Source organism: Desulfobulbus oralis (genome assembly GCF_002952055.1).
Lineage (GTDB): Bacteria > Desulfobacterota > Desulfobulbia > Desulfobulbales > Desulfobulbaceae > Desulfobulbus > Desulfobulbus oralis.
Window position 1 is genome coordinate 2,062,825 of sequence record NZ_CP021255.1, and the last position, 25,335, is coordinate 2,088,159.

Below are 25,335 nucleotides of genomic sequence, written 5' to 3' on the forward strand. Positions count from 1 at the left end.
CTTCATCGAAGCGCCGTGCCTGCGCCGGAAAGGCAGAAGGGTATCAGGTCCAGACCAAGTGTCAGCGCCCCGGCAGCCATGAGGGGCAGCAGTCGGACTGCCGGGGCGTTTCGGCCCTGGCCGGCCACCTTGCCAGCAGGTGGCTGGCAGAAGCCTGCATGCACAAAGGGCGCAAAGGCCAGCAGGTGCAGGATGGCAACCGCAGCCAGCACGAAGATCATTTCGGCGTGCCGGGCGGCGAATGCGCCGTTGACCATCAGCCAGAGGCTGCCAAAGCCGGCCAGGGGCGCAATCCCGCCCAGGGAAAGAACGGCGAGGATGAAGAGGGTAAAGATGATGGGCGCCTGTCTGCCTGCACCGGCAAACGCCGACAGGTCTGTCTGCCTGTTTCTGTACAGCAGCATGCCGGCTGCGAACCAGGCTGTCAGCTTGGCGGCGCTGTGACTGGCAAAGAGGAACATGCCGCCTGAGATAGCGGCCGGAGATGCCATGCCTGCCGCCATGATGATGCAGGCGAGAGAGCTGATGGTGGAACAGGTCAGGCGCTCCGGAAGTTGGCTCCGCAGCAGTGCGCAGACTGCGGCCACCACAGCAATACCACCAAAGAACCAGGCCGTTGCCAGATCCAGATGGAGACGCTGCAGGGTGCCCAGGCCGAAGATGGAGAGCAGGACGCGAACCGTGGCAAAGGCTCCTGCATTGCCCACGGCAAGGGTCTGGATCAATACCGTGACCGGCAAGCGGGCCGCCAGGTCGCCGCTCGTCCAGCCATGGGGGAGCATAAAACCGGTGGCAACAAAACCAAGCATGCACAAAACGTAGAGCAGCAGCATAAGGGCGTCCGGCGCCTTGTTCTCCAGAATGCCGTGGCTGACATCGTCGCTGAAGTGCAGGGTGCCGGTATGGCTGTAGATGAGCAGCAGCAGGGGCAGAAGCGACAGCAATGCGGAAAAGAGCAGCCCTGAAGGGTACAGGCGGCCCGCGCCGGCTGACCCGGTCTCCCGCTTGCCGGCCATGAGGAGGCAGGAGAACAGGAGAAGCAGGCAGAAGCACAGACAGAGCGTGAGCAGATTACCCGCAAAGACGACCGCGCTGGCCGCGGTGATGATCAGGGCCTGGCAGCTCCTGTCTCCTCCCTGCCGCTCGGGTTGTGCTGCCAAAAAGAACTGTGCGTACAGGGCCAGCAGCAGCCAGCCGCCAGGCAGCGCCAAAGCCGGAATGAGCGAGAGACCGTCCGCCCTGAATTCCAGGGCGAGCCCCGGCAGCAGGTGCAAAACCGGATAGGTCAAAGCAAGGCCCTGTTGGATGGCTGGAAGGCAGTACAGACTTGCAGCGAGCTGCAGCATGGCCACAGCACAGATGATCCCGCAATGGAGGCGGCAGTGACGGCGCAGGACGAAAATGACCGCAGTGCCGGCCGCAGGGACAAGGACAGCCAGCAGCGGCGCAATACTTGTAACGGGAATGGGTGTGGCGAATGCGATTTCAGGCATGGCGCCTCAGCCGGGACATATGGTCAAGCGGAGCCGGCCCCATGCTGGGTACGAGTTCTGGCCGCTCATCAGGACGACTGGCTATGCCGGGTGGTGCAGACATGGGTCTCTCAAGGTGGCTGCTGGTTGGCAGTGTGGCAGGTAAAGCACGGAGTGCTGTGGACTTACCGGCGCGACGGATGGAGCATACAAAATCCCCCTGTAAGCGGCAAGGGGCAAAAAAGGCGCTGGGCGCACTTCCCGTGGCGATGTTTTCATCTGACAGCGTATGCACACCGCCCTTGCTGTAGGACATCTGCTCTCGTTTCGTGCAGAATGCGGACGAGAACCACCGCAGTGCTCTGCTCTGAAACTGCAGAGCGGTCCGGGGCAGGTCTTTTCGGAGCAGGGCAGCGTGGCCTTCCGGCCGGAGGCAGGCGCTTGCCAACGTAGAAGCAGCGGGGGAATCTGGCGGAGCAAAAAACAGGCAAGTCTGCATCCCGGAGATGTTTGTGAAAAATCATGAAGTTGCCAGGCTGGCAGAGCCCGAGAAAAAGCGGGGCAGAAAATGGCTGATAGTATTTTGGGCAGCCATTTTCTGGATATCTACGCTTTTTGTTATAGGGCACCCTTTTTTGTTTGGGCTACAGTATACAATTTATATTCTCCCTGCATATATTATTTTATTTAACTGTTTGCGGGACTACAAGATACCAGTATTGCCATATCAGGAACGTATTGTATTTTATTATAAAAAATCATTTATATATAAGTTGCTTTATGTAAATCATGCATACGAAAAAGGCAGCGATGAGGAGTTGACATTTCGCCAATGCAGAGGAATGGTCTATGTAAATTTATTTTTTGCTCTTGTGGCTTTTATGCCTATTTTTTTCGACCCGATAAAAAATGAAAGAAAGACATTTTATACGGAAGGAAGAATAGTTGATATCAAAAGAATACCAATTCTATCATTTTGCAAAAATTCAATACTAACATTTAGAAAAGAAAATGGAGAAGAAGTAAAAATATATGCTTATATCGATGATATAAGTAATAAGTTGATTAACTTTAACACCATTTATACTTTTGAGATATATTTTGCCAAAAGAAGTCCGGTATACATGTGCAGAAAATATGATTATTTGTATACGCTGCGGAAAGATAACGAAATAATACTTGGCAAGGCAAAGAGCCCTGAACATAGTAAAAAAACTGCTATACTTGCATCTCGTATAGGAGTTTTTTTTATATTTGTGTCGTGTATGTTCTTGATTTGGCTTTGTTATAGTTATCGAGAAAGAAACAGGATACAATAAATTGAGAGGCCGCCATCTGGACTGAAGAAGTTGTAATCAGTATGGTCAAATGATTTCCGGACATAACATCGCAACAGTTTCTGGCAAGACAGCGCCACGCTCTGTTTTGCCCTTTCCGCCAGGCATGGCCTTGAGCAATATCCTGCTTCATCCTTTGCTATTCCACAGTCACACTTTTGGCCAGATTCCTCGGCTGGTCCACGTCGCAGCCCCGGCGGGCCGCGATTTCGTAGGCCAGCAGTTGGGCGGGTATCGTGCAGAGCAAAGGCAGCAGGTTTTCATCCGCCTTTGGCAGCAGAATCAAATCCGGAGTCAGCTCGGCCAGCTGCGTGTCGCCTTCGGTGCCGATCATGATGAGGCGGCCCTGCCGCGCCTTGATCTCCTGCACATTGCTCATCAACTTCGGATAGCTGCTGTCCTGCGGCGCCAGGGCCACCACCGGCATATCCGGGTCGATCAGGGCAATGGGGCCGTGCTTCAATTCGCCGGCTGCATAGCCTTCGGCATGAATATAGGAAATTTCCTTGAGCTTGAGCGCTCCTTCAAGGGCGATCGGATAGTTGAGTCCGCGGCCGACAAAGAGAAAATCCCGCGCCTCGTAGTAGGATTCAATGATTCGCTGCACGCTTCGCCGCACCGGGTCGATGATGCGGTTCAGGGTTTCGGCCAGCCCAATCAGCTCCAGCCCCAGTCGTTTCTGCCCGGAAAGCGGGAGCGTGCCCCGGAGCTGGCTCATGTAGAGGGCAAAGAGCAGGAGGGCAGTCATCTGGGACATGAAGGCCTTGGTGGAGGCCACACCAATCTCGGGCCCGGCATGGGTATACAGCACCCCGTCGGCCTCGCGGGTCATGGTTGAACCGACCACATTGCAGATGGCCAGAACCGGAGAACCCAGGCTGGCAGCCTGTCGCAGGCCGGCCAGGGTATCGGCGGTTTCTCCGGACTGGGAAATGACCACGGTCAGTACCCGTTCATTCAGCAGCAGACGGCGGTAGCGGAATTCCGAGGCAATGTCCACCTCCACCGGAATACCGACCCACTTTTCCAGCCAGTACCTGGCGAGCAGTGCCGCATGCCAGGAGGTGCCGCAGGCCACCAGCGCAATGCGTTCCAGCTTTTTCAGGCTTTCGTCCGCAATGCCCAGCTCAAGCTGGACGGCGCCGGTATCCGGGATGACCCGGCCGCTGAGAGTATTGCGCAGGGTCAGCGGCTGCTCAAAGATTTCCTTCAGCATGAAGTGGCGGAAACCGCCCTTTTCCGCCATGGCCGCGGTCCAGTCTATGCTGACCGGCTTCTTCGCGACCTCCTGGCCATCCGCGATCTGCAGCGCCTGAAAGCTGCCCCGGCGCAGCACGGCCAGCTCGCCGTCGTCCAGAAAAACCACCTCCCGGGTATAGGGCAGCAGCGCGGGCACATCGCTGGCCAGATATCCGGAATCCCCGTCCACGCCCAACACGAGTGGGCTCTGGTTGCGGGCAGCCACTAGGAGATCCGGCGCTCTGGCCCACAGCACGGCCAGAGCATAGGAGCCCTCCACCTGGGCCAGTGCTGCCCGCACCGCTGCCACCAGATCGGTCTCCAGGTGCTCTTCAATCAGGTGGGCCAGCACTTCGGTGTCGGTTTCAGACCGGAGCCTGTGGCCCCGGGCCAGAAGTCCGGACTTCAGCGCGTTGAAATTTTCGATAATGCCGTTGTGCACCACCACGAGTTCGCCCGTGCAGTCACAGTGGGGATGCGCATTGACTTCGGTCGGTGCGCCATGGGTCGCCCAGCGGGTATGGCCGAGCCCTATCGTGCTGTTGGCGCCGATGCAATGGTCCACCGCCGCCTCAAGCCGGCTCAGCTTGCCCTGGGCCCTCTGCCGGATCAGGGCGCCATCCTGGTAGTACACCAGGCCAGCAGAATCGTAGCCCCGGTATTCGAGCTTCCGGAGTCCTGCCAGCAGGATTGGCACCACCTTTCTCGTCCCCACATAGCCCACTATGCCGCACATGGTCTGTCCCCCTCTGGATCAAATGGCTCGTCTTTGTCAGCACCCACCGCGGAAAAGTTTACATTATAGCCGCTTTCCCGTTTTGCTTCATGGCATTTTTTCATGCCCTGGCAGCGCCTGTCCGAGCGAGCGGTGGCATCCCATCACGGCGGTATTTCCGTTTTCTGCGGTGTGGCGCCTGTCCGCGCGAGTGGTGGAATTCCACCCGCTCTGCCATTGGGCGTATTATTGTGTAAAGAATTGTATTTACAAAGATGAAGGAGGCGGTATATCTTAGAAACCAAAACTCATACCCGATACGAAAGAGGAACGCGCTGGATACACCATGGATGATCGTGCCCGTTTAAAAAAGCTGCTCTTGGAGAAATCCTACCGGGCGGGTGTTTTTGCCCTTACATCCGGAAAAACATCAGATTTTTACATAGATGGAAAGCAAACCACATTGGACGCCGAGGGCGCCTACCTCTGCGGCCGGCTCCTGTACCGGTGCATCAGAGAACATCCCGAGCCGCTTGCCGCCGTGGGGGGCATGACCCTGGGGGCAGATCCGCTTGTCACCGCGGTTTCCTTGGTCAGCTATCTGGAGCATGCGCCCATACCAGCCTTTATCGTCCGCAAGGAGGCCAAGGGACACGGCACCGGCAATTTCATCGAGGGAAAAACCAATATCCGGCCGGGGGCCCTGGTGGCCGTGGTGGAAGACGTGGTGACAACCGGCGGCACGCTCCTCAAAGTCATCGACCGGGTGGAAGCCGAGGGCTTCAGGGTCGGTCTGGCCGCTGCCATCGTCGATCGTGAGGAGGGCGGGGCCGAGGCCCTGGAAGCCCGGGGCTATCTCCTCAAGAGCATTTTCACCAGAAGCCAGCTTCTGGCCGGAGAGGGGCCATGAAATGTAAGCAATGTCAGAGTCCTCTGCAGGTGCTGCGGCGTTGTCGCCAGATTCGGCTGCAGTGTCCCAGGTGTCAGAAAGAGTACCGCATCCAGGAACTCGCATCCGAGCTGGATTCGGCCATGGAAAAGGAGCTGGAGAAATTTTCCTGCATCATTTATGACTGAAGTGAAAAAAATTCCGGTCAAAGTATATGTACGGGAAGACGGCCGGGCCCGCCTGATCTGTCCTGTCTGCGGTTTTCACCGTGAGCTGGATGCTTCCAAGTTCCGCGGCAAGGCGGCGCATCCGCTGAACGCCCGCTGCCATTGCCGGAATATCCTGAGCATAGACTTTGACTTTCGTAGCTGCAAGCGTAAGGAAGTGCAGTTGGATGGCTATTTTTCCTCCCTTGATCCGGACCTCGACGCATCCGGCTCCATGACGGTTTTCAATATTTCGCCCGAGGGCATTGGCTTCGGTATTTCCGGGGATCAGATGCCCATGGTGGGGCAGCGCCTGGAGCTCCGCTTTACCCTGGATAACCGGCAAAACACCCAGGTGAAAAAAAACGCTGTGGTCAAGTCGGTCAGCAACGACATGGTGGGTTGCCAATTTGATGAAGACGACGCGCCCAACGGCGCCTTTGGCTTTTATTTGAGGACCTGAGCCGACGCAAAAAACTGTCTGTCAGACTGGCTGCGGAGCAGTTTTTCCGCCCGACCGAGCAGGGGACGCAGGCTGGCGCTGTCCATGGCGCTGATGCCGATGTCCCCGTGCAAAGCGCCCTCTTGCAGAGCCTTTTCCTTTTCCGCCTCCCCCAAAAGATCCATCTTGTTCAGCACCCGGATAGAGGGGATGCTGTCCAATTCCAGCCTGGTCAACAGATCGGCCACCACTTCGGCCTGCTGCCGCCACTCCGGATTGGCCCGATCGATCACGTGCAGGATCAGATCCGCCTCCCGCAGTTCCTCCAGGGTCGAGGCAAAGGCCTTGAGCAGTTCGGCCGGAAGATTGCGGATAAAGCCCACGGTGTCGGTAATGATGACTTCCATGTCTTCCGGGAAGCGCAGGCGTCTGCTGCTGGGGTCAAGGGTGGCAAAGAGCAGATCTTCGGCCAGGATGTCGCTGTGGGTGAGCGTGTTCAGGAGCGTGGATTTACCCGCATTGGTGTAGCCGACCAGGGAAATCACCGGCACCTCGCGCTTTCGGCGGCGGCCCCGGCGACGGTAGCGTTCCTGGCCCACATTTTTCAGCTCACGGGCGAGTCTGGCGATGCGGTCATTGATGCGGCGCTTGTCGATCTCCAGTCTGGTTTCTCCCGGACCGCGGGCGCCAATGCCACCCGTGAGCCGCGAGAGGGCATCATCGCGGGTGCCGAGCCGGGGCAGCATGTATTTCAGTTGCGCCATTTCTATCTGCAACTTGCCTTCCCTCGATCTGGCCCGGCGGGCGAAGATGTCCAGAATGAGCTGGGTGCGGTCAATGACTCTCAGGTCGCTGTGATCGGTGATGGAGCGCATCTGCGAGGGCGTGAGTTCCTGGTCGAAGATGAGCAGATTTGCGGCCAGGCGCACACTGGCCAGCATAATTTCCAGGAGTTTGCCCTGCCCCATGAGGAAGCGGGGATGCAGTTGCCGCCGCCGCTGCAGGACCCTGTCCAGCACCACTACCCCGGCGCTTCTGGCCAGTTCGGCCAGTTCGTTCAGGCTGGCCTCGGCCTCCTGGCGCGGCGCGGTGCTGACAGAGACCAGAATGGCCCGGTCCTTGCCCGCATCCACGGCCGCAAGCGGCGTGGTACGGGCAAATTCGTCTTCCAGGGCCTCGATAAGCGCCAGGCAGGATCCACTCTGATTGGCCGGATGGACGGGCGGCAGCTCGGCCCAGTCACGGCCCGCCCGGTTTTGCGGTATGAGGTGGGCGGTGAACAGGCGGTCCGGAAGCCCGTCCCGCAGGCTCAAAACGGAAAAGAGATCCAGCCTGAGGCAGGCCAGATCCATCACGTCCTCATCCGTGATGCCGGTCTGCCCCAGCGTGGTGCGCACGCAGCGCAGGCCCCGGAGGCGCTTGCCGCTGCCCAGACCAGCCAGTGCCGGGAAGGTGATGCGGCCAAAGTCGCCCACCATGAGGCAGGCAATCTGGCCGGAGCGGTGAATCAGCAGGCCAAGCTGGCGATTCAGGGCAAAGGAGAGTGCCGCCAACTGGCGCGCGGTTTCGCGGTCAATAATGTCGCCCTGCGCGATCCGCCGCTCCGCCAGTCGTTCCAGTGCCCGCTGCTGCGCCGGTTTGAGCCCAGTGGTATTGCCGCTGATAGAGGTCATGTATGTTGGCCTGCGCTGATTGCAGAGAGTGAGTGCCGCTTCCGTGCAGCCGTTTTTCCCGGTCTGGCCGCCTTCAGCACGGTGCCGAGCCCGGCGTTCTGGGGAAGGGGATGCACTCGCGGATATTGGCCGAGCCGGTGCAGAAGAGCACCAGCCGCTCGAAGCCCAGGCCAAAGCCGCTGTGGGGCGCACTGCCAAAGCGGCGCAGATCCAGGTACCAGCCATACTGGGCCGGGTCCATGCCAGCCGTTCGCATCCGTGCCTCCAGCACCTCCAGCCGCTCTTCCCGCTGGCTGCCGCCTGCCAGCTCGCCGATGCCCGGCACCAGCAGATCCATGGCCGCCACCGTTTGCTCTCCCTCGTCCAGCCGCATGTAAAAGGGCTTCAAAGAGGCCGGATAGTTGGTGACAAAGAGCGGCCCCACCACCAGTTCCTCCGCCAGATACCGCTCGTGCTCGGCCTGCAGGTCCATGCCCCAGCTCACCGGCACTGCAAAGGGATGAGGCGAGGACTGCAAACGCTCGATGGCCTCTGTGTAGGTCAGGCGCTGAAAGGGTGTGGTGGTAAAGCGTCTGAGCTTGTCCAGCAGGCCCGGCTCAAGCCGCTGGTCAAACAGCGCCAGGTCTTCTGCATTCTTTTGCAAAAGCTCCCCCACCACAAAGCGGAGCAGGGCCTCGGCAAGGCGCATGTCACCCTCCAGGTCGCAGAACGCCACTTCCGGCTCCAGCATCCAGAACTCGGCCAGATGCCGGGTGGTATTGGAATTCTCGGCCCGGAAGGTGGGGCCAAAGGTGTACACCCGGCTGTGGGACATGGCATAAACCTCTGCCTGCAACTGGCCGCTGACCGTCAGTCCGGCGTGGCGGCCAAAGAAATCCCGGCTGTAATCCGCAGTACCCGAAAGCGTTGTGACCGTGAACATCTCGCCCGCACCCTCGCAGTCCGAGGTGGTGATGAGAGGCGTGTGCACCTGAATGAAGCCCTGGGCCTGCAAAAACTGGTGGATGGCCGAACTGAGCGTGTTGCGGACCCGGGCCACTGCACCGAGCGCATTGGTGCGGGACCTGAGATGCGTGATGCTGCGCAGAAATTCGAAGCTGTGGCGTTTCTTTTGCAGGGGATAGCTGGCATCCGCCGTGCCCAGCACCGTGATCTCATCGGCCCTGAGCTCCAACCGCTGGCCCCTGGCGGGCGAAGGCATGAGGCGCCCCCGCACGGCAAGGGCCGCACCGGTCGTGATCTGCTTGTGCAGGCTTTCCCAGCCGGGCAGATTGTGCTCGGCGATAATCTGAAGACCTTGCAGGCAGGAACCGTCGTTCAGCTCCAGGAAGGAAAAGCTCGGGGCATCGCGGCGGGTCCGGAGCCAGCCGGAAACCCTGAGATTTTGTTCCTTGGCGGGTAAATTGAGGATGTCGACAAGACGGGGCGGCAGGATGGCGGAGCCAGGGGCGTTCATAGTGAAAAGATGGGGAAAGTTTGAAGTGCTGGATTTTTCTGGAACCAGGATGGCAGGGGGACAGATACGCGGCATTGTCACCGATGCCTGCGAGGAATCGTCAGTGGCAGCCTTGCCGCTGGCCTGAGCCTTTCCTCAGATACAGCCAGCGCACTGTGCGGGCAGTTCGTCATCCTCGCAGCGCAGGCCCACAACCACAATACCGGCTTTGTTGGCCGCCACCACCATGGCGGCCTGGTCAAAGAGCAGGGATTGCCCGGCCTCGACGGCCAGCACCGCGGCGTGGACTTCGGCCATGGTGGCAATGGTGCCCAGTCCTGTTGCCGGCAGGTCGAAGCGGAAATCCTGACCTGGCTTGCGCAGCTTGACCACCACCGCGCCGCTGCCCGCAAGCTGCCCGCCCCTGCGGATGGCCGCATCCGTTCCTTCGATGGCCTCGACCGCCAGGACGCTCCGCTCGCGCACCACCACGGTCTGGCCAATGTCGAGTCGGCCCACGCTGCGGGCCAGCCGCCAGCCGAAGCGGATGTCTTCCCACTGCCCGGCGTTCGGTTTTTTCTTTGTGAGCAGGCCTTCCGGAAACAGCAGGTGCTCCAGAAAACGGGTGGAGGCGATGATCTCGATGCCTTCATCGGCGAGCGCGCCGGCAATGGCGCGGAGAATGGAGTCGTCCAGGCGGATGTCAATCTTGTTCCACAGGGCCAGGGCCTTCCAGTCCGGCATGATGTCGCGGAAGATACGCGTCTTGGTGATGGTGCCGGCAAAGGCCGCCTCGCTTACCCGATGCTCATGAAAATGCCGGATGATTTTGCCGAGTTGCCCCAGCTTGACCCAGATGAGCTCGTCCGCGAAGTCTTCCAGCCTGGGATCGGTTTCACTCGTATGGGCCACGGCTGCGACCCGGAAGCCCCGTTTTTTGGCGGCCTCGGCAAAGAGCAGCGGAAACTGGCCGCCGCCCGCGATCAGGCCGATGACCGGACTTGCGGGCTCAGTCATCGGTGGTGCGTTTGGCCACGCCGCGCTTGCTGGTCTTGAAAAATTCCACCATGTACTGCACTTCCGGGCAATCGGCCATCTCGGTTTCCAGCTTGTGCAGGGCATCCTTGAGCAGCAGTTGGGGCGAGCGGAAGAGGATACGGAAGGCCTCGTCCAGTTGGGCTATGAGTCCCCTGCTCATGCCGGCACGCCTGAGGCCGATCTTGTTGATGCCGGAAATGCGCATCTGGTTGCGGATGCCCTCCATGAGCACATAGGGTGGCACATCCAGTCCGATGCCCGACATGCCCCCCACAAAGGTGTATGCGCCCACGCGGCAGAACTGGTGGACAGCCACCAGGCCGCCCAGATTGGTATGATCGCCCAGCTCCACATGGCCTGCGAGTGTAGCCAGATTCGCCATGATGACGTGATCGCCCAGTTCGCAGTCGTGGGCGATGTGACAGTAGGACATGATCATGCAGTGGTTGCCGATCCGGGTTCTGCCCTTGCCCGTGGCGGTGCCCCGGTGGATGGACACGTATTCCCGGATCTGGTTGCCATTGCCGATAATGACCTCGGTGGGCTCGCCCTTGTAGTGCAGATCCTGTGGGGGCATGCCGATGGAGGAAAAGGAACCGATGAGGTTGTCCCGGCCGATGGTGGTGCGGCCGCTGAGCACCGCGTGGCTGCCAATGCGGGTATTGGCGCCGATGCGTACCGGGCCTTTGACAACGACGTAGGGCTCAATCTGCACCGAGCTGTCCACTTCGGCCCTGGGATCGATGATTGCGGTGGCATGAATGCTCATGTCTTTGTCTCAAAGATAGCTGGCCATGAGTTCGGCCTCGGTGACCAGTTGTCCGTCCACAAAGGCCTGACCAGCCATTTTGATGATTTTGCCCTTTTGCCTGAGCATTGTCAGCCGGTAGATGAGCTGGTCGCCGGGATAGACAATCCTGCGGAAGCGCACCTTGTCCATGCCGGCGAAATAGGCTACCTTGCCCTTGAGCTCCGGGTGGGACAGGCAGGCCAGAAGCACTCCGGCCTGGGCCATGCCTTCCAGAATCAGCACACCAGGCATGACCGGTTCGCCGGGGAAATGCCCCAGAAAATGGAGTTCGTTCATGCTCACGTTTTTCAAGGCCGTAATGCTCTGCCCCGCCTCGAAGTCGGTGACCCGATCCACCAGGAGAAAGGGATAACGGTGGGGCAGGAGATCCATAATGGCCTTGGCATCCAGCGGCATCTGCACGCTGACCGCGTTTTGTTCCTCGCTTGCTTTCATAGCGCTTTCCTGCGTTACGCTTTTTCGTCCGGGGTCTTTCTCAGGGCATCCATTTCCTTGCGCAGGCCCCGGAGCTCTTTCAGTATTTTGGGCAGGCGGCTGAACACGCCCGCAGCCTTGATCCAGGTGCGGGCCGGGATGGCCGGCGAGCCACCCACCACTGCGCCGTTTGCGAGATTGTCGTGAATGCCGCTCTTGGCCGCCGCCATGACCCCGTCGCCCAGATGCAGATGGCCAGCCACTCCGGCCTGGGCGCCCAGCACCACGTGGTGACCCAGGGTGGTGCTGCCGGCAATGCCCACCTGGGCCACCAGAATGGCGCCTTCGCCGATGACCACGTTGTGGCCCACCATGACGAGGTTGTCGATCTTCACGCCCTGCTTTATCCAGGTAGTGCCGAAGGCGGCCCGGTCAACACAGGTATTGGCGCCGATGTCCACATCGTCGTCAATGCGCACCGTACCGACCTGCGGCCTTTTGTAGTGCCTGCCCTGGCTGTCGGTGGCAAAACCGAAGCCGTCGCTGCCGATAATGACGCCCGCGTGCAGAATCACGCGTCTGCCAATGCTGCAGCCGCGGGCCACCACCACGTGGGCGTGCAGAACCGTGTCGTCGCCGATGTTCACGTCGTCTTCCAGCACCACCCCCGCGTCCAGCCGCACGTGCTCGCCCAGCCGCACATTGTTGCCCAGCACCACCTGCGGGCCAATGCTGACCTGCTCCGGGATGCTGCAGTTTTCACCGATAACCGCAGTCGGGTGAATGCCTGTGGCCATAAAAGGGCGCGCCAGCAGCCAGGCGTGAATGCGGGCCACGGCGACTGCGGTTTCGGAGGCGATAAGGCAGGGCTTGCCGGCAAGGGCACAGTCCGGGGGCACAATGACGGCGCTGGCTCGGGAAGTTTCGGCCTGGGAGATCTGTTTTTTCTCCAGGATATAGGTGAGTTCCCCAGCTTCGGCGAACTCGAGGCCGTTCAATGCGCCGATTCGGATATCGGCATCGCCCTGAACACGGGCGCCAACCAGTTCTGCCAATTGTCCAAGAGAAAAGGAAGGGTTGTTTTCCGGCATGAGAACGTAAGGTTACAGGGGATGGGAAAAGAACGGCCTTTGTCGTGGCCTCCGGCAAACTCCTGACCGTATCCGGAGTTCGGTAGCATACCCGTCCACGATTCAATCGTAAAGCAAAACAGCGGAGCGTTCGTTCAGAAAGCGTGCGAGGTCGGGTGCCCAGGCACGCTCCAGTTCCATAACCGGAACCCCCTGTTCCAGACCAGCGCGTATGCTTTGGTCTCCAATCATCAGGTCCATGGGGAGCCGCTCGAATTCATATTCATAGGGCGGTTTTTTGTAGGCAAATTGCCCGGGATAGAGCTGCATCAGCGCCTGCAACAGGGCCAGGGTGCTGCGGTAGGGGCGAAAGCTTTCGGCATCGGTCACATGCAGATGAAAGCCCGTACAGGTTTGCCCAGCCCATTTGCCCGAAGTCGGCTCGAAGGCCAGCGGCCGGAACAGACAACCGGGCAGTGGCGTGGCGGCGATTTTGTCCAGCACGGCCCGGTGTTCCACAAAGGGGGCGCCGAAGAGTTCGAAGGGCAGGGTGGTGCCACGGCCTTCGGAAATATTGGTGCCTTCCCACAAAACCTGGCCAGGATAGACCTGGGCGCTGGCAAAGCCTGGCATATTGGGCGAAGGGAAGACCCAGGGCAGTCCGGTTGCCGGGAACAGGTCGCGACGGCGCCAGCCTTGCATGGGCACGACTTCGAGATGGGCGCCGATACCCATTGTTCGGTTGCAGAACCTGGCCAGCTCGCCCATGGTCAGGCCGTGGCGCATGGGAATGGCCGTGCGGCCCACGAAAGATGTGCAATCCGCTTGCAGAAGATTGCCTTCGACAAGGACCCCGCCAATGGGGTTGGGCCGGTCGAGGATGATAACCTGGGTGCCGGTTTCGGCGGCGCGTTCCAGACAGTGCACCACAGTCCAAATAAATGTGTAGATGCGGGTCCCCACATCCGGAAGATCAACCAGCAGCACGTCGATGTCGGCGAACCACTGGGCTTTTGGCTTCCGGGTCTCGCCGTAGAGCGAATAGACCCTGAGCCCGGTGGCCCTGTCGATGGCGTGTCCGGACTCGATCATGTTGTCCTGCTTTTCACAGAAGAAACCGTGCTGGGGCGAAAAGAGGCAGCGGAGCTGACCGGGAAAGGCGCTCATGATGCGGTCGCGCGCGTGGACAAAATGCCGGTCCGTCGAGGACTGATTGGCGAGCAGACCCAGTCGTTTGCCGAGGAGGGCGGCTGGCCGGTCGTGACACAGGGCTTCAATTCCCAAAAAAAACATGGCGTTTTGAATCGATGTTGTGGAGATGATGTCTGGACGGGTGCCGTTCTCCGTTTAATATTTTGCACGCGAACACGGCATCTTTAGGAACAAAGGAGGTGTGTGATAAAAATTCTCTGTTTTTTCAGATGATAACACGCTGTTCAAAAATTTGAATCTTTTTATGAAAAGACCTTGCCAAGCTTTCGAGGTGCAGTTATAGTACGGGGCAATGGAACGAGGCAGCCAGAGGGCTGCCGTTCCAGCTGAGGCAAAGGGCGATCTGGTCATCGTCTGATGTCCAGAGTGGGCCGCAAGCCCCAATAATTTTTCTTTTAGGAGGCAAGTGATGAAAAAAGTATTGAGCATTGTTGCTGTTTCCGCCTTTGTTTTGACCACTGGTGTTGCGTTTGCCGGTGGGCCGGGCAAACGTGGTGCCGACGCCACCCCTGCTGGTTGCGCTGAAGAGTGCCAGCAGCAGATCGACGAGCTGCAGGCTGGTCAGGCTCAGCAGAACGAGCAACTGGCTGCCCAGGCTCAGGAAATTGAGGCGCTGAAGAACAAGGAAGATGTGTACAATCCCTGGTATGTCCGTGGCGCATTCAAATTCGGCTGGGGTTCCCAGAAGGATTATTTGAGCCGTGACATGGACAACGAGGTCGGCTTTGGCGGTCAGGCCGCCGTTGGTAAGGCCTTTGGTACCGACTTCGGTGATTTCCGCCTCGAGTTCGAGTACGCCTATCAGAAGGCTGATCTGGATGAGACGGATGGCGATGTCTCCTTCCAGACCTTCATGGTCAACGGCTACTATGACATCCCGGTTACCGATATCTTTGGCCTGTATCTGACCGTGGGCGCTGGTTACGGCAACTACAGCCTGAATGCCGGCATTGTTGAAACGCCGAATGGTCATGTCAACTATGTTAACCACACCAACGATACCTTTGCGTACAAAGGCGGTGCTGGTATGACCTTCAACTTCACCGATTCTCTGGCTCTGGATCTGGGTTACGAGTATTTGGGCAGCTCTGATGCCACGATCAACAACGGCGAATATACCGATATTCGCAGCCACAATATCGTGACCTCTCTCCGCTTCATGTTCTAATCCCCGACTTTCAGGGATTGCAAAGGCCTTCCGGTGTACACTGGAAGGCCTTTTTTTTTGTGTTCAGCCGCAAGCCTGCCCCGGGAAGCCGGCTGTCATCCCAGTTAGAGATCACCGCGGCATCTATCCATACTGATGGCACTTCTGAGCTTTTTCTGTCTTTCCCGTGCCGCTGCAAATGAAGGGCAATACACCCTTTGGCACATGTAGTGGCCAAAGCATCGATGTGGAATTCAAGCCAAAATCGAACAGCACCACCACCTCTTGGCGACTGCCGGGTTTTTCCGTAGGTGATCACATTCGGCCAGAGTCCATCAAAACCAGGTGCCAGTCAGGGAATGCGGCCCGGCCCGGTCAATGCGCACCTGGACGAGTGCGCCCGGAGCAGGCAGGGCCTGTCCGGATGCGGCCGTAAAATGGACAATCCGGTTCCCGGGCGTACGCCCCTGACCGTTTTCACCTGCAGATTCGACCAGCACCTCTACAGTCCGGCCGGGCAGGGCCCTGTTGTATTCAAACGTGATTTCATTTTGTTTTTCCTGCAATTGGGCCAGGCGTTCAGCCTTGGCGTCCTCCGGAATTTTGTCCGGGAACTGGCTGGCACGCGCCTGGGGTCGGTCGGAATATTTGAAGGAAAAGGAGCTGGCAAAGCGCACCGTTTCCAGAAGCCGCAGTGTAGCCGCAAAATCCGCTTCGGTCTCGCCGGGGAACCCCACGATGAAGTCAGTGGCCAGCGTGATATCTGGCTTGAGACGGCGCAGTTCCAAAACCTTGCCCAGATAGGCTTCTGCAGTGTAGCCCCGGTTCATGCGGGCCAGCACCGCATTCGAGCCGGACTGTACCGGCAGATGAACATGCGGACAAAGCACGGGGAGTTCGGCAAAACAGCGCATCAGGTCCAGGTCCAGGTCTTTTGGGTGCGAGGTGGTAAAACGCAGGCGCTTCAGTCCCGGCACCTGGGCCACGGCCCGGAGCAAATCCGGAAAACGCCGGGGCCCGGCTGCCACCTGATTGGTCTTGCCGTAGGAATTCACGTTTTGCCCCAAAAGAGTGATTTCCCTGGTGCCCTGGTCAACCAGGAGCCGTACCTCCTCCAGAATGTCCGCAAAAGGGCGGCTGATTTCCCGACCACGCGTGTAGGGCACCACGCAGTAGCTGCAGAAGTTATTGCAGCCCTGCATAATGTTGACAAAGCGCTGGACTGGCGCTCCAGACGCAGCATCTGCACGGGAGGGGCTGTTCAGAAGATGCTGGAAGGGCGGAATGACAAAATCCTTGCTCAGGTCCAGCGCCACCACGTGCTTTTCGCCATGTTCCAGCCGGGCCAACAGCTCCGGCAGCCGGAAAAACTGCTGGGTTCCGATCACCAGATTCACCACCGGCATCCGCTCAATGAGGCGTTCGCCTTCCTGCTGGGCCACGCAACCGGCCACGCCAAGCCAGCGCGGCCGGCCGTATTTGGCCTGTACATCACGCAGATGACCGAGCAGGCTGTACACTTTCTGCTCAGCCTTGTCGCGAATGCTGCAGGTGTTGACCAGGACCAGATCGGCGGCTTCCGGCACAGAAACCAGCCGGCAGTCGCATCTGCCCAGAAGTTGCGCCATGATTTCCGAGTCGCGCTCGTTCATCTGGCAGCCAAAGGTGCGGATAAAGACGGTTTTTGCTGCAGTCATAGGGTAGGGGAGAGCCCTGGCTTCCGGTTCGGGCTCTGTCAGAGGGCAAAGGGACACCAGACCCGCCTGCGCAGGGAGCAGCGGGCCTTGCCATTCGCGGCAGACTTACACCTCCAGGGTCACATCCCTGTGCTCGAACTCGCCGGCGTGGGTCTGCAGGACCGGTGCGACGATCTCATCCAGGAACTCGTGGGTCTGCGCCTCGGCCCGGCCGGTAAAGCTTATGTAGTCTGTCAGGAGTTTCTTCAGTTCAGCCGTGGTAAAGGGCACGCGTTCGTCTTCGCCCAAACGCTGCAGCAGATCGTTGTCTCTGCCGTTCTGCTTGACCTCGCGCGCTGCGGCCACCGAGTGTTCGCGAATGAGTTCATGCATGGTCTGCCGGCTTTCGCCACGTGCCACGCAGGCCATGAGGATTTTCTCGGTCGCCATGAAGGGCAGCTCTTCCTGCAGGTGGCGCTCGATCTGCTTGGGATAGACCACCATGTGGTCGCTGATGTTGATGTAGAGTCGAAGCACTGCGTCGGCCAGCAAAAAGGCCTGGGCAATATCCATGCGCCGGATGGCCGAATCATCCAGGGTGCGCTCGAACCACTGGCTGCCGGCCGTGGCCGCAAAGTTGACGGGCAGATTCATCAGCTTGCGGGCAAGACCGCAGGTACGCTCGGCTCGCATGGGGTTACGCTTGTAGGCCATGGCGGAGCTGCCGACCTGCTTGCTCTCAAAGGGTTCTTCCTGCACCTTGAGGTTGGCCAGAAGCCGCAGATCCACCGCAAACTTATGCGCCGAGACACCGATTCCGGCCAGGGTTTCCGCGGTTTTCATGTCCCACTTGCGCGGATAGGTCTGGCCGGTGACGGCAAAACTCTGCTCAAAGCCCAGCTTGACGGCGACCCGGCGGTCCAGCTCGCGCACCTTCTCATGGTCGCCGGCAAAGAGCTCAAGAAAGGTCGCCTGGGTGCCGACCGTGCCCTTGACGCCGCGCGCCTTGAGCTGATGCTGCCAGTGTTCTATGGCATCCAGATCCATCAGCAGATCCTGAATATACAGGGTCGTGCGCTTGCCTACGGTCACCGGTTGGGCCGCCTGGTAATGGGTGTAGCCCAGTGTCGGCAAGCCAGCGTATTTTCGGGCAAAGGCTGCAAGATTCGCTATAGCCCTGAGCAGCGCCGCACGGATCAGTTGCATGGCCTCACGCTGGACCATCAAATCCGTGTTGCAGACCACGAACTGAGAGGTTGCCCCCAGGTGGATAATGGGCTCGGCAAGCGGACACTGCTGACCATAGGCAAAGACATGCGCCATGACATCATGGCGAATTTCCTTTTCCTTGGTCTCGGCGACCTCGAAGTTGATGTCGTCCGCATGCGCTTTCATCTGGGCGACCATTTCGGCGCTCACTGCCGTGAGGCCCATTTCGTGCTGGGCCTCGGCCAAGGCTATCCAGCATTGGCGCCAGTGGGTGAATTTGTAGCGTTCGGAAAAAAGGCGCTGCATTTCCCGGCTGGTGTAGCGGGAAACCAAAGGTTCCTGATAAATGTCCCGGTTGCGTTCCATGTTATACTTGATGTCGCATAATGTATATTATGATAAACAAATGATGGCGTATCCAGCTCATTGCCCTGATTCGTGCAAGAGTTCAATGACCTGCATTTGCGGATGCTCCCGGCCACGCACATAACGCTGCTTCAGCTTGAAGATCAGAGCTGCTTCGTTGCCGGGGAACTCTGCGTACTGTCTGGCCAGATTGAAGCCAACGCCGGATACGGTGCGGCCGCAGGTTTCTATCTGAAAAACCAGATGCTCGTGATTGCCGACCGTGCGGACCTGACTGAGCGGTCCGGCCGGCATCAGGAAAAGCGGCTCCGGATTGCCTTCACCGCAGGGCTCCATGAGCAACATGGTTTGCAGAAAATCATCCTCGAAAAAAGAACCTGTTTCGACCTGGTAGTCAACCGGCGTATCTCTTGCCTGGTTTGCGGCAGGCCTGGCCATCTGCTGCAGCACACTTTTATGAAAAAGATTCGAAAATTCGTCAAGCTGCGCCAGCGCGACGGTCAGCCCGGCCGCCATGGGATGACCGCCGAACTGCTCGATCACTTCCTGACAGTCGGTCAGGGTTTCATGGAGATTGACGCCCATGACCGAACGGCCCGAACCTTTGAGGATTTTTCCTTGTTGCTCCGCACCACTCGCCTGATGGTCATCGGTAAACAGAATGACCGGCAGCCCAAAACGATCCACCATCCGCGACGCGAGAATGCCCAGAATACCCGGATGGCAGTCCGGATTATAGATGGCGAGCGCCGCCCTGCCCTTCTGGACCTGCTCCTCGCAGGCCCGGGCGATGGCCGGCATGATGGCCTGTTCCAGTTCCTTGCGCCTGGTATTCAGTGCTTCCATGTCATGAACCAGACGCCTGGCCTCCCGCGCATCCTGGGCCAGAAACAGTTGAACGCCAAGTTCCGGCTGGCCGAGCCGGCCGCAGGCGTTGATGCGCGGCGCCAGCCGGAAAGCCACATCTTCGGCGGTGATGGCGGCGGTCATCACCCGGGCGCTGGCCGCCAGCGCTGCCACCCCGTCCCGCTGACGGGCGGCCAGTACCTCCAGTCCAGCCCTGACCAGTGTGCGGTTGAGTCCCACCAGGGGCACCACATCGGCGATCGTGCCCAGAGCCACGAGATCAAGGCAATGTTTCAGGTTCGGCATATGCTCACGGCTGAGCATATGCCTTTCCACCAGGGCCCGCCTCAGGGCGTGGACAAAGAGAAAGGCCACGCCTACACCCGCCAGATGCGGAAACGGGAAACCGCAACCCGACAGCTTTGGATTGATGATGGCTGTGGCATCCGGCAGTTCGGGGCCGGGCAGGTGGTGGTCGGTGATAATGACACTCGCACAGCCAAAGCGCTCTTTGGCCAGCCGCACCTCTGCCATCGAGGATATGCCGCAGTCCACGGTAATCAGCACCGGCTTTTCCTGCGGCTGCACACCGCGCAGCAGTTTCGCCAGCGACTTTTCGGAAAGCCCGTACTGCTCTTCCGTGCGCCTGGGGATATACCAGAAGGAGCGGATGCCAGCCGCAGCGAAAAAGCCCTGCAACAGGCTCGTGGCGGTAATGCCGTCCACATCATAGTCGCCGTGAATATACACGGGCCGCTGTTCTGCCCTGGCCTGCACCAGCACCTGTACGGCCTCGGCCATGCCAGCCATGCTGAAGGGATCGGGCAAGCTGTCCAGCCGGGGGTACAGAAAGGCTCTCAGCTCTGCCTCCCCGGTCAGGCCGCGTCGGTACAAAATTTCCACGAGCACAGGGGAAAGCTGCAGGCGCCGGGCCAGCAGCGCGGCAGCAGCCTTGTCTTCGGCTGTCAGCGGAACATACGAATAACCCATACAATCAGGAAGATAAGGGATTCTCGTGTACAAAACGCGCGACCAGTCGGAAAATGGCTTCGCCTTCGTCCCGGTCAAACCAGTGCATGGCCGCCTCGCTGCGAAACCAGGTGAGCTGCCGCTTGGCGTAGCGACGGGTGTCGGTCACAAGCGCCGCGCAGGCCGTCTCCAGCGGCCATTCGCCCTCAATGTGCCGGATCATGTGGCGGTAGCCCAGGGCCTGCATGGACGGCAGACTGGCATCGTAACCCATGGCCAGAAGATTTTCCACCTCGGCGCGAAAGGGCGGCTGCATCATTTTTTCGGTGCGCAGCCGAATGCGCTCGTAGAGCCGGCTGCGTTCGCAGCGCAAGCCCAAAAGGAGCTGCGGCGTTCCGGCCAGCCGCTCATCCTGTTCTTGTCGTCGCAAATATTCCGACCAGGGCCGGCCACTCGCCTGAAACACCTCGAGCCCGCGCAGGATCCGCTGGGTGTCGTTTGGGTGAATGCGGGCGGCACTTTCCGGATCACAGTCGGCCAGTTCCCGGAATAAAGCCGCCCTGCCCTCTTCCGCCAGCCTGAGCCGGAGGCCATCCCGGATCGCGGCCGGAATCGGGACGGCTGCAAAGAGCCCGTGATTCAGGGCCTTCAAATACAGTCCCGTGCCGCCGGTGATCAAGGGCATTTTGCCGCGCCGCCGCATATCTGCCATGGCGGCCCGGGCATCGGTCACAAAGCGGGCTGCATTGTACTGCTCGTCCGGGTCCGCAATATCGATCAGGTGGTGCCGCACCCGCACCCGCTCGGCGGCTGTGGCCTTGGCCGTGCCGATATCCATGTGGCGGTACACCTGCATGGAGTCCATGGAGATGATTTCACAGCCAAAGCTTTCGGCCAGTTCCAGGGAAAGCGCGGTTTTGCCGACAGCGGTCGGGCCGACCAGAACGAGCACTGGACTCATTGGGTACAGATATGGGGTTTCAGGGCGGCGAGGGTCTGGCTGCCGATGCCCGCAACCTGGAGCAAGGCTTCCGGACTCGCAAAAGGACCGTTTGCCTCCCGCGCCGCCACGATACGGCCGGCCAGCACAGGCCCGATGCCGGGCAGCAGGGCAAGCTCCTGGGTGCTTGCGAGGTTGATGTCCAGGGGCTGGTTGTAAAAGGCTGCATAGGCAGGCGGCGCAGCGCAGACCTGCAAGCCGCCGGCTGGTACAATCTGCGGCTGAAGGAGATCGTTTCGGACATCCTTTCCGGGGAGCAGATCGGACCCAAGTATGAGCAGAACGAAGAGGATCAGCCAGAATCCGCGCTGCCGCCAGTTGCGGATGATCGGCCCTTCCTCTGCCTCAGGCGGCTGATCGCGGCAGCATGCCCTGCTGTTCATCCTTCATGAGCTTGAAGTTGATACTGTCCACCAGGGCCTGCCAGCTCGCCTCGATGACATTGCAGGACACCCCCACCGTCCCCCAGGAGCGGCCGGTTTCGTCGCTGCTCTCGATCAGAACCCGCACCCTGGCGCCGGTGCCGTTCTGGCCGTTCAGCACCCGAACCTTGTAGTCCACCAGTTTCATGTTCTGCAGGCTGGGGTAAAAACGGGTCAGGGCCTTGCGCAGGGCCAGGTCCATCGCGTTGACCGGGCCATCGCCCATGGCTGCGGTATGGGCTTCGGTATCGCCCACGGTCAGGCGGATGGTGGCCTCGGTGAGCGGTTCCTTGTTCATGCTGTACTTGCGATCGGAGACGCTGAAGGCTTCCAGATTGAAGAACTTGCGGCGCAGCCCCAGGGCCCGCCGCATCAAAAGCTCGAAACTCGCCTCTGCGGCTTCATACTGATAGCCTTGGGTTTCCATGTTTTTCAGGTCCGCAACAATGGAGGCCATGAGCGGATCCTCCGGCTGCAACTGCAGGCCAAAGCGCTCGGCTTTCAGCAGGATATTGGCGCGGCCCGACTGATCGGAGATCAGGATCCGGCGTTCGTTGCCCACCCGTTCGGGGTCGATATGCTCGTAGGTCAGCGGGTTGCGCTGCACCGCACTCACATGAATGCCGCCCTTGTGGGCAAAGGCCGAGTCGCCCACATAGGGCTGGTAGCGATTGTGGGGCAGATTCGCCAGCTCGTTGATGAGCCGGGTTGTGACATAGAGCTGGTGCAGCCGGGAGCCGGCATTGCAATGCAGCCCGAGCTTCAGCTCCAGAGCCGGAATGATGGAGGTCAGGTTGGCGTTGCCACAGCGTTCACCGTAACCGTTGATGGTGCCCTGCACCATCAGGGCGCCGGCCTGCACGGCCATGATCGAGTTGGCAACCGCGCATTCGGCGTCGTTGTGGGCATGAATGCCCAAAGCGACCTGCCGCCCCTGCTCCGCAAAGTGCCGCTGCACCTGATGGATTATGTCCACCAGCTCGTTTGGCAGGGTGCCGCCGTTGGTTTCACAGAGGCAGATCAGCTCGGCGCCCCCCTGTACGGCCCGGTCAATGCTGGCCAGGGCGTAGTCCCGGTTGGCCTTGAAACCGTCGAAGAAGTGTTCGGCGTCGTAGAAGAGATGCTCGACCCGCTGGCGCAGAAAGGCCAGGGAATCCTGAATAATTTCGAGGTTTTGTTCTAAAGTGATGCGCAGCGCCTCGGTCACGTGGATGTCCCAGCTTTTCCCGAAGATGGTCACTGCCGGCGTTTTGGCGGCCAGAAGGGCCAGCAGGTTGGCGTCCTTTTCCGGCGGATTGCTGACATGCCGCGTCGAGCCAAAGGCCGCAAGCTTTGCGTGGCGCAGGGTCATGTCCTGCATGCGCACGAAGAACTCGGTGGAGAGCGGGTTGGCGCCGGGCCAGCCGCCTTCGATGTAATCGATACCGAAGCTGTCCAGCTCCCGGCAGATCTTTATCTTGTCTTCCAGCGAAATGTTGAAATTTTCCGCCTGGGTGCCATCACGCAGGGTGGTGTCATAGATAATGATGCTCTCGGCCATGCCTCAGTCCACTTCCTCTTGGGGCAGATTTTCCTTGTCCAGGGCAAAGGCGTCGTGCAGCGCGCGCACGGCCAGTTCCGTGTATTTTTCCGCGATGACCACCGAGACCTTGATCTCCGAGGTGGAGACCATCATCATGTTGATGCCCTCCCTGGACATGATCTGGAACATGGTGGAGGCAATGCCCGCATGGTTGCGCATGCCCAGTCCCACAATGGAGATCTTGGCGATTTCCTGGTCGCCGGTCACGGTCTGGGCCTGGATTTCTCTGGCCACCTTGTGCAGGATCTCCATGGCGCGCTCATAGTCGGCCTTGGGCACCGTGAAGGTCATGTCGGTCAGGCCGCCCTCATGGGCGTTCTGGATGATCATGTCCACCAGAATGCCGGCATCGGAAATCGGCAAAAACACCTTGGCCGCGATGCCCGGCTGGTCCGGTACCTTTTTCACCGTGATGCGTGCTTCTTTTTTGCTGTAGGTAATGCCTGAAACCAGCATGGATTCCATAATTTTCTCCTCGTCCACCACCCAGGTGCCGATGGTATTGCCAAAGGTTGAGCGAACATGCACCGGCACCTTGAAGCGCTTGGCCATGCTCACCGCACGGATATCCAGCACCTTGGCGCCCAGGCTCGCCAGCTCGAGCATCTCCTCGTAGCTGATGTAGTCGATTTTGCGAGCCTTGTCGTAAATGCCCGGGTCGGTGGTAAAAACACCCGCCACGTCGGTAAAGATCTCGCAGGCATCGGCGTGCAGGGCCGCGGCCAGCGCCACTGCCGTGGTATCCGAGCCGCCACGGCCCAGGGTTGTAATGTCTCCGTTATCGCTCACGCCCTGAAAGCCCGCGACCGTCACAATTTTGCCCTGGTCGAGATACCTGTTGATGCGGTCCGCGTCAATGGAGTCGATGCGGGCTCTTGTGTGCATCTGGTCGGTATGGATGGCCACCTGATCGCCCAGAAGCGACACGGCGTCATAGCCGGCGCCTTTCACGGCCATGGCAAAGAGGGCGATGCTGACCTGCTCCCCGGTGGAGACCAGCATATCCAGTTCCCTGGGGTCGGGGATGTGCTGCATCTGCCGGGCCAGCCCGATAAGCCGGTCCGTTTCGCCGGCCATGGCGGAAAGCACCACGATCATGCGGTGGCCCGCCTGCCGCTCTTTGAGCACACGCTCTGCAACCGCCCTGATCTTTTCGATGGAGCCTACCGACGTGCCGCCGAATTTCTGTACAATGAGGGCCATAGTATGTTTTTGATCCCGGTGACAGCCATACCCTTTGCGGCATGACCAGAAAAAGCGAGCGAGCAAAATCCGCCGGCGCAGCAACAACAGTCAAATGCCACACAATAGAAGGAAAATGTGAATTTGCAAACTGATTTCTGCAAGCCGGGTGCAGCCAGCCGGCAAGGCCGTTGCAGCAAAGCCGGGACAGGGCTGCAACAGGCCGCCTTCCGGGGCCATCAGGCAGCGGCCTCTTACCTGAGACTAGCCCCGTCTGTGCCCGGTAAAGCCATGCCAGCGCGGGCAATGGAGGTCCATTTCCTGCCTGCGCCGGCCAAGCGGCCGGCACAGGGCCCACCGGCAAAAGGAGGCCGCTGGTGCCGGGACCGCTTTCACCCCCTCCTAGGCCGGCAACGCGGAAGAAAGCCTGAAACAACAAACCGGCCACCAGCGCAATCTGCCTCCGGCAAAGCACAAAAACCCAGCATGCGAGCCCCCTCCCCTGCTCAGGGCTTTGCTCCGGGGATCTGGAGCGGAATGGCGGAAATGGAGTTTTTGGGAAAACCTTCGATGATTTTGATGCTGTAACTCATATACACGAGCGTGTTGCGCTTTTTGTCGTAATAGCGCCGCACCTGCAATTTTTTGAACAGGAGCGAGGTGGATTTTCTGAATACCGAGGTCCCGTCTTCCTTGCCAGAAGCCACATCAGCGGGCAGGACAATAGGGCCGGTCTGATGACAGGAGATGGAGGCGTCGGCCGAGTCTTCCGCCATGCCGAGCGAACCCTTGACGCCGCCGGTTTTGGCACGGCTGATGTAGCAGGTCGCGCCCGGAATGTCCGGATCGTCAAAGGCTTCGATAACGATCTTGTCATTCGCACCCAGCATTTTGAAGGTGGTGCGCGCCTCGCCGATTTCCTCGGCCGCAGCCGTAGTGGCCACCAATGCGCCGGCCGCCAGTCCCAACAGCAATGTACCCAT

Annotated in this window: 22 protein-coding genes; 5 read left to right on the forward strand and 17 right to left on the reverse strand. The window is 59.6% G+C overall.

The window, feature by feature from the left end; genetic code table 11:
• Nucleotides 1–2 precede the first annotated feature (2 nt).
• A complete protein-coding gene (locus CAY53_RS09160; protein ID WP_104936853.1) occupies nt 3–1,493 on the reverse strand; it encodes a proton-conducting transporter transmembrane domain-containing protein in 1,491 nt (496 codons plus the stop codon).
• A gap of 485 nt (nt 1,494–1,978) precedes the next feature.
• On the opposite strand from CAY53_RS09160, the gene CAY53_RS09165 reads away from it, so the two are divergent.
• A complete protein-coding gene (locus tag CAY53_RS09165; protein ID WP_104936854.1) occupies nt 1,979–2,791 on the forward strand; it encodes a hypothetical protein in 813 nt (270 codons plus the stop codon).
• A 157-nt stretch (nt 2,792–2,948) separates the two neighbouring features.
• Here CAY53_RS09165 and glmS read toward each other — a convergent pair whose 3' ends face one another.
• Nucleotides 2,949–4,784, reverse strand: coding sequence for a glutamine--fructose-6-phosphate transaminase (isomerizing) (glmS, locus tag CAY53_RS09170; RefSeq protein WP_104936855.1), 1,836 nt, complete (start codon nt 4,782–4,784; stop codon nt 2,949–2,951).
• Nucleotides 4,785–5,109: 325 nt separating this feature from the next.
• Here glmS and pyrE point away from each other — a divergent pair, with 325 nt between their 5' ends.
• Genes pyrE through CAY53_RS09180 form a run of 3 tightly spaced genes read left to right on the forward strand, consistent with a single transcriptional unit; the run spans nt 5,110 to nt 6,321 of the window.
• Nucleotides 5,110–5,673: an orotate phosphoribosyltransferase gene (gene pyrE, locus CAY53_RS09175; RefSeq protein WP_104936856.1), complete on the forward strand. Its 564-nt coding sequence runs from the start codon at nt 5,110–5,112 to the stop codon at nt 5,671–5,673.
• The gene (locus CAY53_RS12955) at nt 5,670–5,840 is read left to right on the forward strand and encodes a dual CXXC motif small (seleno)protein (protein ID WP_181040254.1); all 171 of its coding nucleotides are present in this window, start codon (nt 5,670–5,672) and stop codon (nt 5,838–5,840) included. Before pyrE ends, CAY53_RS12955 begins: the two co-directional genes overlap by 4 nt.
• A complete protein-coding gene (locus CAY53_RS09180) occupies nt 5,833–6,321 on the forward strand; it encodes a PilZ domain-containing protein (protein WP_104936857.1) in 489 nt (162 codons plus the stop codon). The genes CAY53_RS12955 and CAY53_RS09180 overlap by 8 nt, the downstream gene beginning before the upstream one ends.
• On the opposite strand, the gene hflX is transcribed toward CAY53_RS09180, so the two are convergent.
• From hflX to CAY53_RS09215, 7 genes are all read right to left on the reverse strand, one after another.
• Nucleotides 6,306–7,973, reverse strand: coding sequence for a GTPase HflX (hflX, locus tag CAY53_RS09185; protein ID WP_104936858.1), 1,668 nt, complete (start codon nt 7,971–7,973; stop codon nt 6,306–6,308). The genes CAY53_RS09180 and hflX overlap by 16 nt on opposite strands.
• A 73-nt stretch (nt 7,974–8,046) precedes the next feature.
• Nucleotides 8,047–9,429 carry an asparagine--tRNA ligase gene (gene asnS, locus CAY53_RS09190; RefSeq protein WP_104936859.1) on the reverse strand — a complete coding sequence of 461 codons (1,383 nt, stop codon included), beginning with the start codon at nt 9,427–9,429 and terminating at the stop codon, nt 8,047–8,049.
• A 135-nt stretch (nt 9,430–9,564) separates the two neighbouring features.
• Nucleotides 9,565–10,425 carry an LpxI family protein gene (locus CAY53_RS09195; protein WP_104936860.1) on the reverse strand — a complete coding sequence of 287 codons (861 nt, stop codon included), beginning with the start codon at nt 10,423–10,425 and terminating at the stop codon, nt 9,565–9,567.
• A complete protein-coding gene (gene lpxA / locus CAY53_RS09200) occupies nt 10,418–11,215 on the reverse strand; it encodes an acyl-ACP--UDP-N-acetylglucosamine O-acyltransferase (protein WP_104936861.1) in 798 nt (265 codons plus the stop codon). The genes CAY53_RS09195 and lpxA overlap by 8 nt, the downstream gene beginning before the upstream one ends.
• A 9-nt stretch (nt 11,216–11,224) precedes the next feature.
• Nucleotides 11,225–11,692 carry a 3-hydroxyacyl-ACP dehydratase FabZ gene (gene fabZ, locus CAY53_RS09205; protein WP_245874792.1) on the reverse strand — a complete coding sequence of 156 codons (468 nt, stop codon included), beginning with the start codon at nt 11,690–11,692 and terminating at the stop codon, nt 11,225–11,227.
• Nucleotides 11,693–11,706: 14 nt separating this feature from the next.
• Nucleotides 11,707–12,762: a UDP-3-O-(3-hydroxymyristoyl)glucosamine N-acyltransferase gene (gene lpxD, locus CAY53_RS09210; RefSeq protein WP_104936862.1), complete on the reverse strand. Its 1,056-nt coding sequence runs from the start codon at nt 12,760–12,762 to the stop codon at nt 11,707–11,709.
• A gap of 102 nt (nt 12,763–12,864) precedes the next feature.
• The gene (locus CAY53_RS09215; protein ID WP_104936863.1) at nt 12,865–14,034 is read right to left on the reverse strand and encodes an exo-beta-N-acetylmuramidase NamZ family protein; all 1,170 of its coding nucleotides are present in this window, start codon (nt 14,032–14,034) and stop codon (nt 12,865–12,867) included.
• A gap of 328 nt (nt 14,035–14,362) precedes the next feature.
• On the opposite strand from CAY53_RS09215, the gene CAY53_RS09220 reads away from it, so the two are divergent.
• Nucleotides 14,363–15,121 carry an outer membrane protein gene (locus CAY53_RS09220; protein WP_104936864.1) on the forward strand — a complete coding sequence of 253 codons (759 nt, stop codon included), beginning with the start codon at nt 14,363–14,365 and terminating at the stop codon, nt 15,119–15,121.
• Nucleotides 15,122–15,435: 314 nt separating this feature from the next.
• Here the strand turns inward: CAY53_RS09220 and miaB are convergent, their stop codons facing one another.
• From miaB to CAY53_RS09260, 8 genes are all read right to left on the reverse strand, one after another.
• Nucleotides 15,436–16,797: a tRNA (N6-isopentenyl adenosine(37)-C2)-methylthiotransferase MiaB gene (gene miaB, locus CAY53_RS09225; RefSeq protein WP_104936865.1), complete on the reverse strand. Its 1,362-nt coding sequence runs from the start codon at nt 16,795–16,797 to the stop codon at nt 15,436–15,438.
• Nucleotides 16,798–16,902: 105 nt separating this feature from the next.
• Nucleotides 16,903–18,351: an adenylosuccinate lyase gene (gene purB, locus CAY53_RS09230; protein WP_104936866.1), complete on the reverse strand. Its 1,449-nt coding sequence runs from the start codon at nt 18,349–18,351 to the stop codon at nt 16,903–16,905.
• A 57-nt stretch (nt 18,352–18,408) separates the two neighbouring features.
• Nucleotides 18,409–20,187, reverse strand: a complete 1,779-nt coding sequence (recJ, locus tag CAY53_RS09235) for a single-stranded-DNA-specific exonuclease RecJ (RefSeq protein ID WP_104936867.1) — start codon at nt 20,185–20,187, stop codon at nt 18,409–18,411.
• 4 nt (nt 20,188–20,191) lie between these two features.
• Nucleotides 20,192–21,127, reverse strand: a complete 936-nt coding sequence (miaA, locus tag CAY53_RS09240) for a tRNA (adenosine(37)-N6)-dimethylallyltransferase MiaA (RefSeq protein WP_104936868.1) — start codon at nt 21,125–21,127, stop codon at nt 20,192–20,194.
• Complete coding sequence (locus CAY53_RS09245; protein WP_104936869.1) at nt 21,124–21,549, reverse strand: ComEA family DNA-binding protein; 426 nt, start codon at nt 21,547–21,549, stop codon at nt 21,124–21,126. The genes miaA and CAY53_RS09245 overlap by 4 nt, the downstream gene beginning before the upstream one ends.
• On the reverse strand, nt 21,512–23,128 hold the full coding sequence (cimA, locus tag CAY53_RS09250) for a citramalate synthase (RefSeq protein ID WP_104936870.1): 1,617 nt from the start codon (nt 23,126–23,128) through the stop codon (nt 21,512–21,514). Before cimA ends, CAY53_RS09245 begins: the two co-directional genes overlap by 38 nt.
• A gap of 3 nt (nt 23,129–23,131) precedes the next feature.
• Nucleotides 23,132–24,373, reverse strand: coding sequence for an aspartate kinase (locus tag CAY53_RS09255; protein ID WP_104936871.1), 1,242 nt, complete (start codon nt 24,371–24,373; stop codon nt 23,132–23,134).
• Between the two features lie 485 nt (nt 24,374–24,858).
• Nucleotides 24,859–25,335 (reverse strand): CreA family protein, encoded by a 477-nt coding sequence (locus tag CAY53_RS09260; RefSeq protein WP_104937520.1) that lies wholly within the window; start codon nt 25,333–25,335, stop codon nt 24,859–24,861.

Excerpts from the sequence above, each read along its gene's own strand:
- CAY53_RS09160 (WP_104936853.1), bottom strand. The coding sequence starts at position 1,493 with ATGCCTGAAATCGCATTCGCCACACCCATTCCCGTTACAAGTATTGCG.
- CAY53_RS09165 (WP_104936854.1), top strand. The coding sequence starts at position 1,979 with ATGTTTGTGAAAAATCATGAAGTTGCCAGGCTGGCAGAGCCCGAGAAA.
- glmS (WP_104936855.1), bottom strand. The coding sequence starts at position 4,784 with ATGTGCGGCATAGTGGGCTATGTGGGGACGAGAAAGGTGGTGCCAATC.
- pyrE (WP_104936856.1), top strand. The coding sequence starts at position 5,110 with ATGGATGATCGTGCCCGTTTAAAAAAGCTGCTCTTGGAGAAATCCTAC.
- CAY53_RS12955 (WP_181040254.1), top strand. The coding sequence starts at position 5,670 with ATGAAATGTAAGCAATGTCAGAGTCCTCTGCAGGTGCTGCGGCGTTGT.
- CAY53_RS09180 (WP_104936857.1), top strand. The coding sequence starts at position 5,833 with ATGACTGAAGTGAAAAAAATTCCGGTCAAAGTATATGTACGGGAAGAC.
- hflX (WP_104936858.1), bottom strand. The coding sequence starts at position 7,973 with ATGACCTCTATCAGCGGCAATACCACTGGGCTCAAACCGGCGCAGCAG.
- asnS (WP_104936859.1), bottom strand. The coding sequence starts at position 9,429 with ATGAACGCCCCTGGCTCCGCCATCCTGCCGCCCCGTCTTGTCGACATC.
- CAY53_RS09195 (WP_104936860.1), bottom strand. The coding sequence starts at position 10,425 with ATGACTGAGCCCGCAAGTCCGGTCATCGGCCTGATCGCGGGCGGCGGC.
- lpxA (WP_104936861.1), bottom strand. The coding sequence starts at position 11,215 with ATGAGCATTCATGCCACCGCAATCATCGATCCCAGGGCCGAAGTGGAC.
- fabZ (WP_245874792.1), bottom strand. The coding sequence starts at position 11,692 with ATGAAAGCAAGCGAGGAACAAAACGCGGTCAGCGTGCAGATGCCGCTG.
- lpxD (WP_104936862.1), bottom strand. The coding sequence starts at position 12,762 with ATGCCGGAAAACAACCCTTCCTTTTCTCTTGGACAATTGGCAGAACTG.
- CAY53_RS09215 (WP_104936863.1), bottom strand. The coding sequence starts at position 14,034 with ATGTTTTTTTTGGGAATTGAAGCCCTGTGTCACGACCGGCCAGCCGCC.
- CAY53_RS09220 (WP_104936864.1), top strand. The coding sequence starts at position 14,363 with ATGAAAAAAGTATTGAGCATTGTTGCTGTTTCCGCCTTTGTTTTGACC.
- miaB (WP_104936865.1), bottom strand. The coding sequence starts at position 16,797 with ATGACTGCAGCAAAAACCGTCTTTATCCGCACCTTTGGCTGCCAGATG.
- purB (WP_104936866.1), bottom strand. The coding sequence starts at position 18,351 with ATGGAACGCAACCGGGACATTTATCAGGAACCTTTGGTTTCCCGCTAC.
- recJ (WP_104936867.1), bottom strand. The coding sequence starts at position 20,187 with ATGGGTTATTCGTATGTTCCGCTGACAGCCGAAGACAAGGCTGCTGCC.
- miaA (WP_104936868.1), bottom strand. The coding sequence starts at position 21,127 with ATGAGTCCAGTGCTCGTTCTGGTCGGCCCGACCGCTGTCGGCAAAACC.
- CAY53_RS09245 (WP_104936869.1), bottom strand. The coding sequence starts at position 21,549 with ATGAACAGCAGGGCATGCTGCCGCGATCAGCCGCCTGAGGCAGAGGAA.
- cimA (WP_104936870.1), bottom strand. The coding sequence starts at position 23,128 with ATGGCCGAGAGCATCATTATCTATGACACCACCCTGCGTGATGGCACC.
- CAY53_RS09255 (WP_104936871.1), bottom strand. The coding sequence starts at position 24,373 with ATGGCCCTCATTGTACAGAAATTCGGCGGCACGTCGGTAGGCTCCATC.
- CAY53_RS09260 (WP_104937520.1), bottom strand. The coding sequence starts at position 25,335 with ATGGGTACATTGCTGTTGGGACTGGCGGCCGGCGCATTGGTGGCCACT.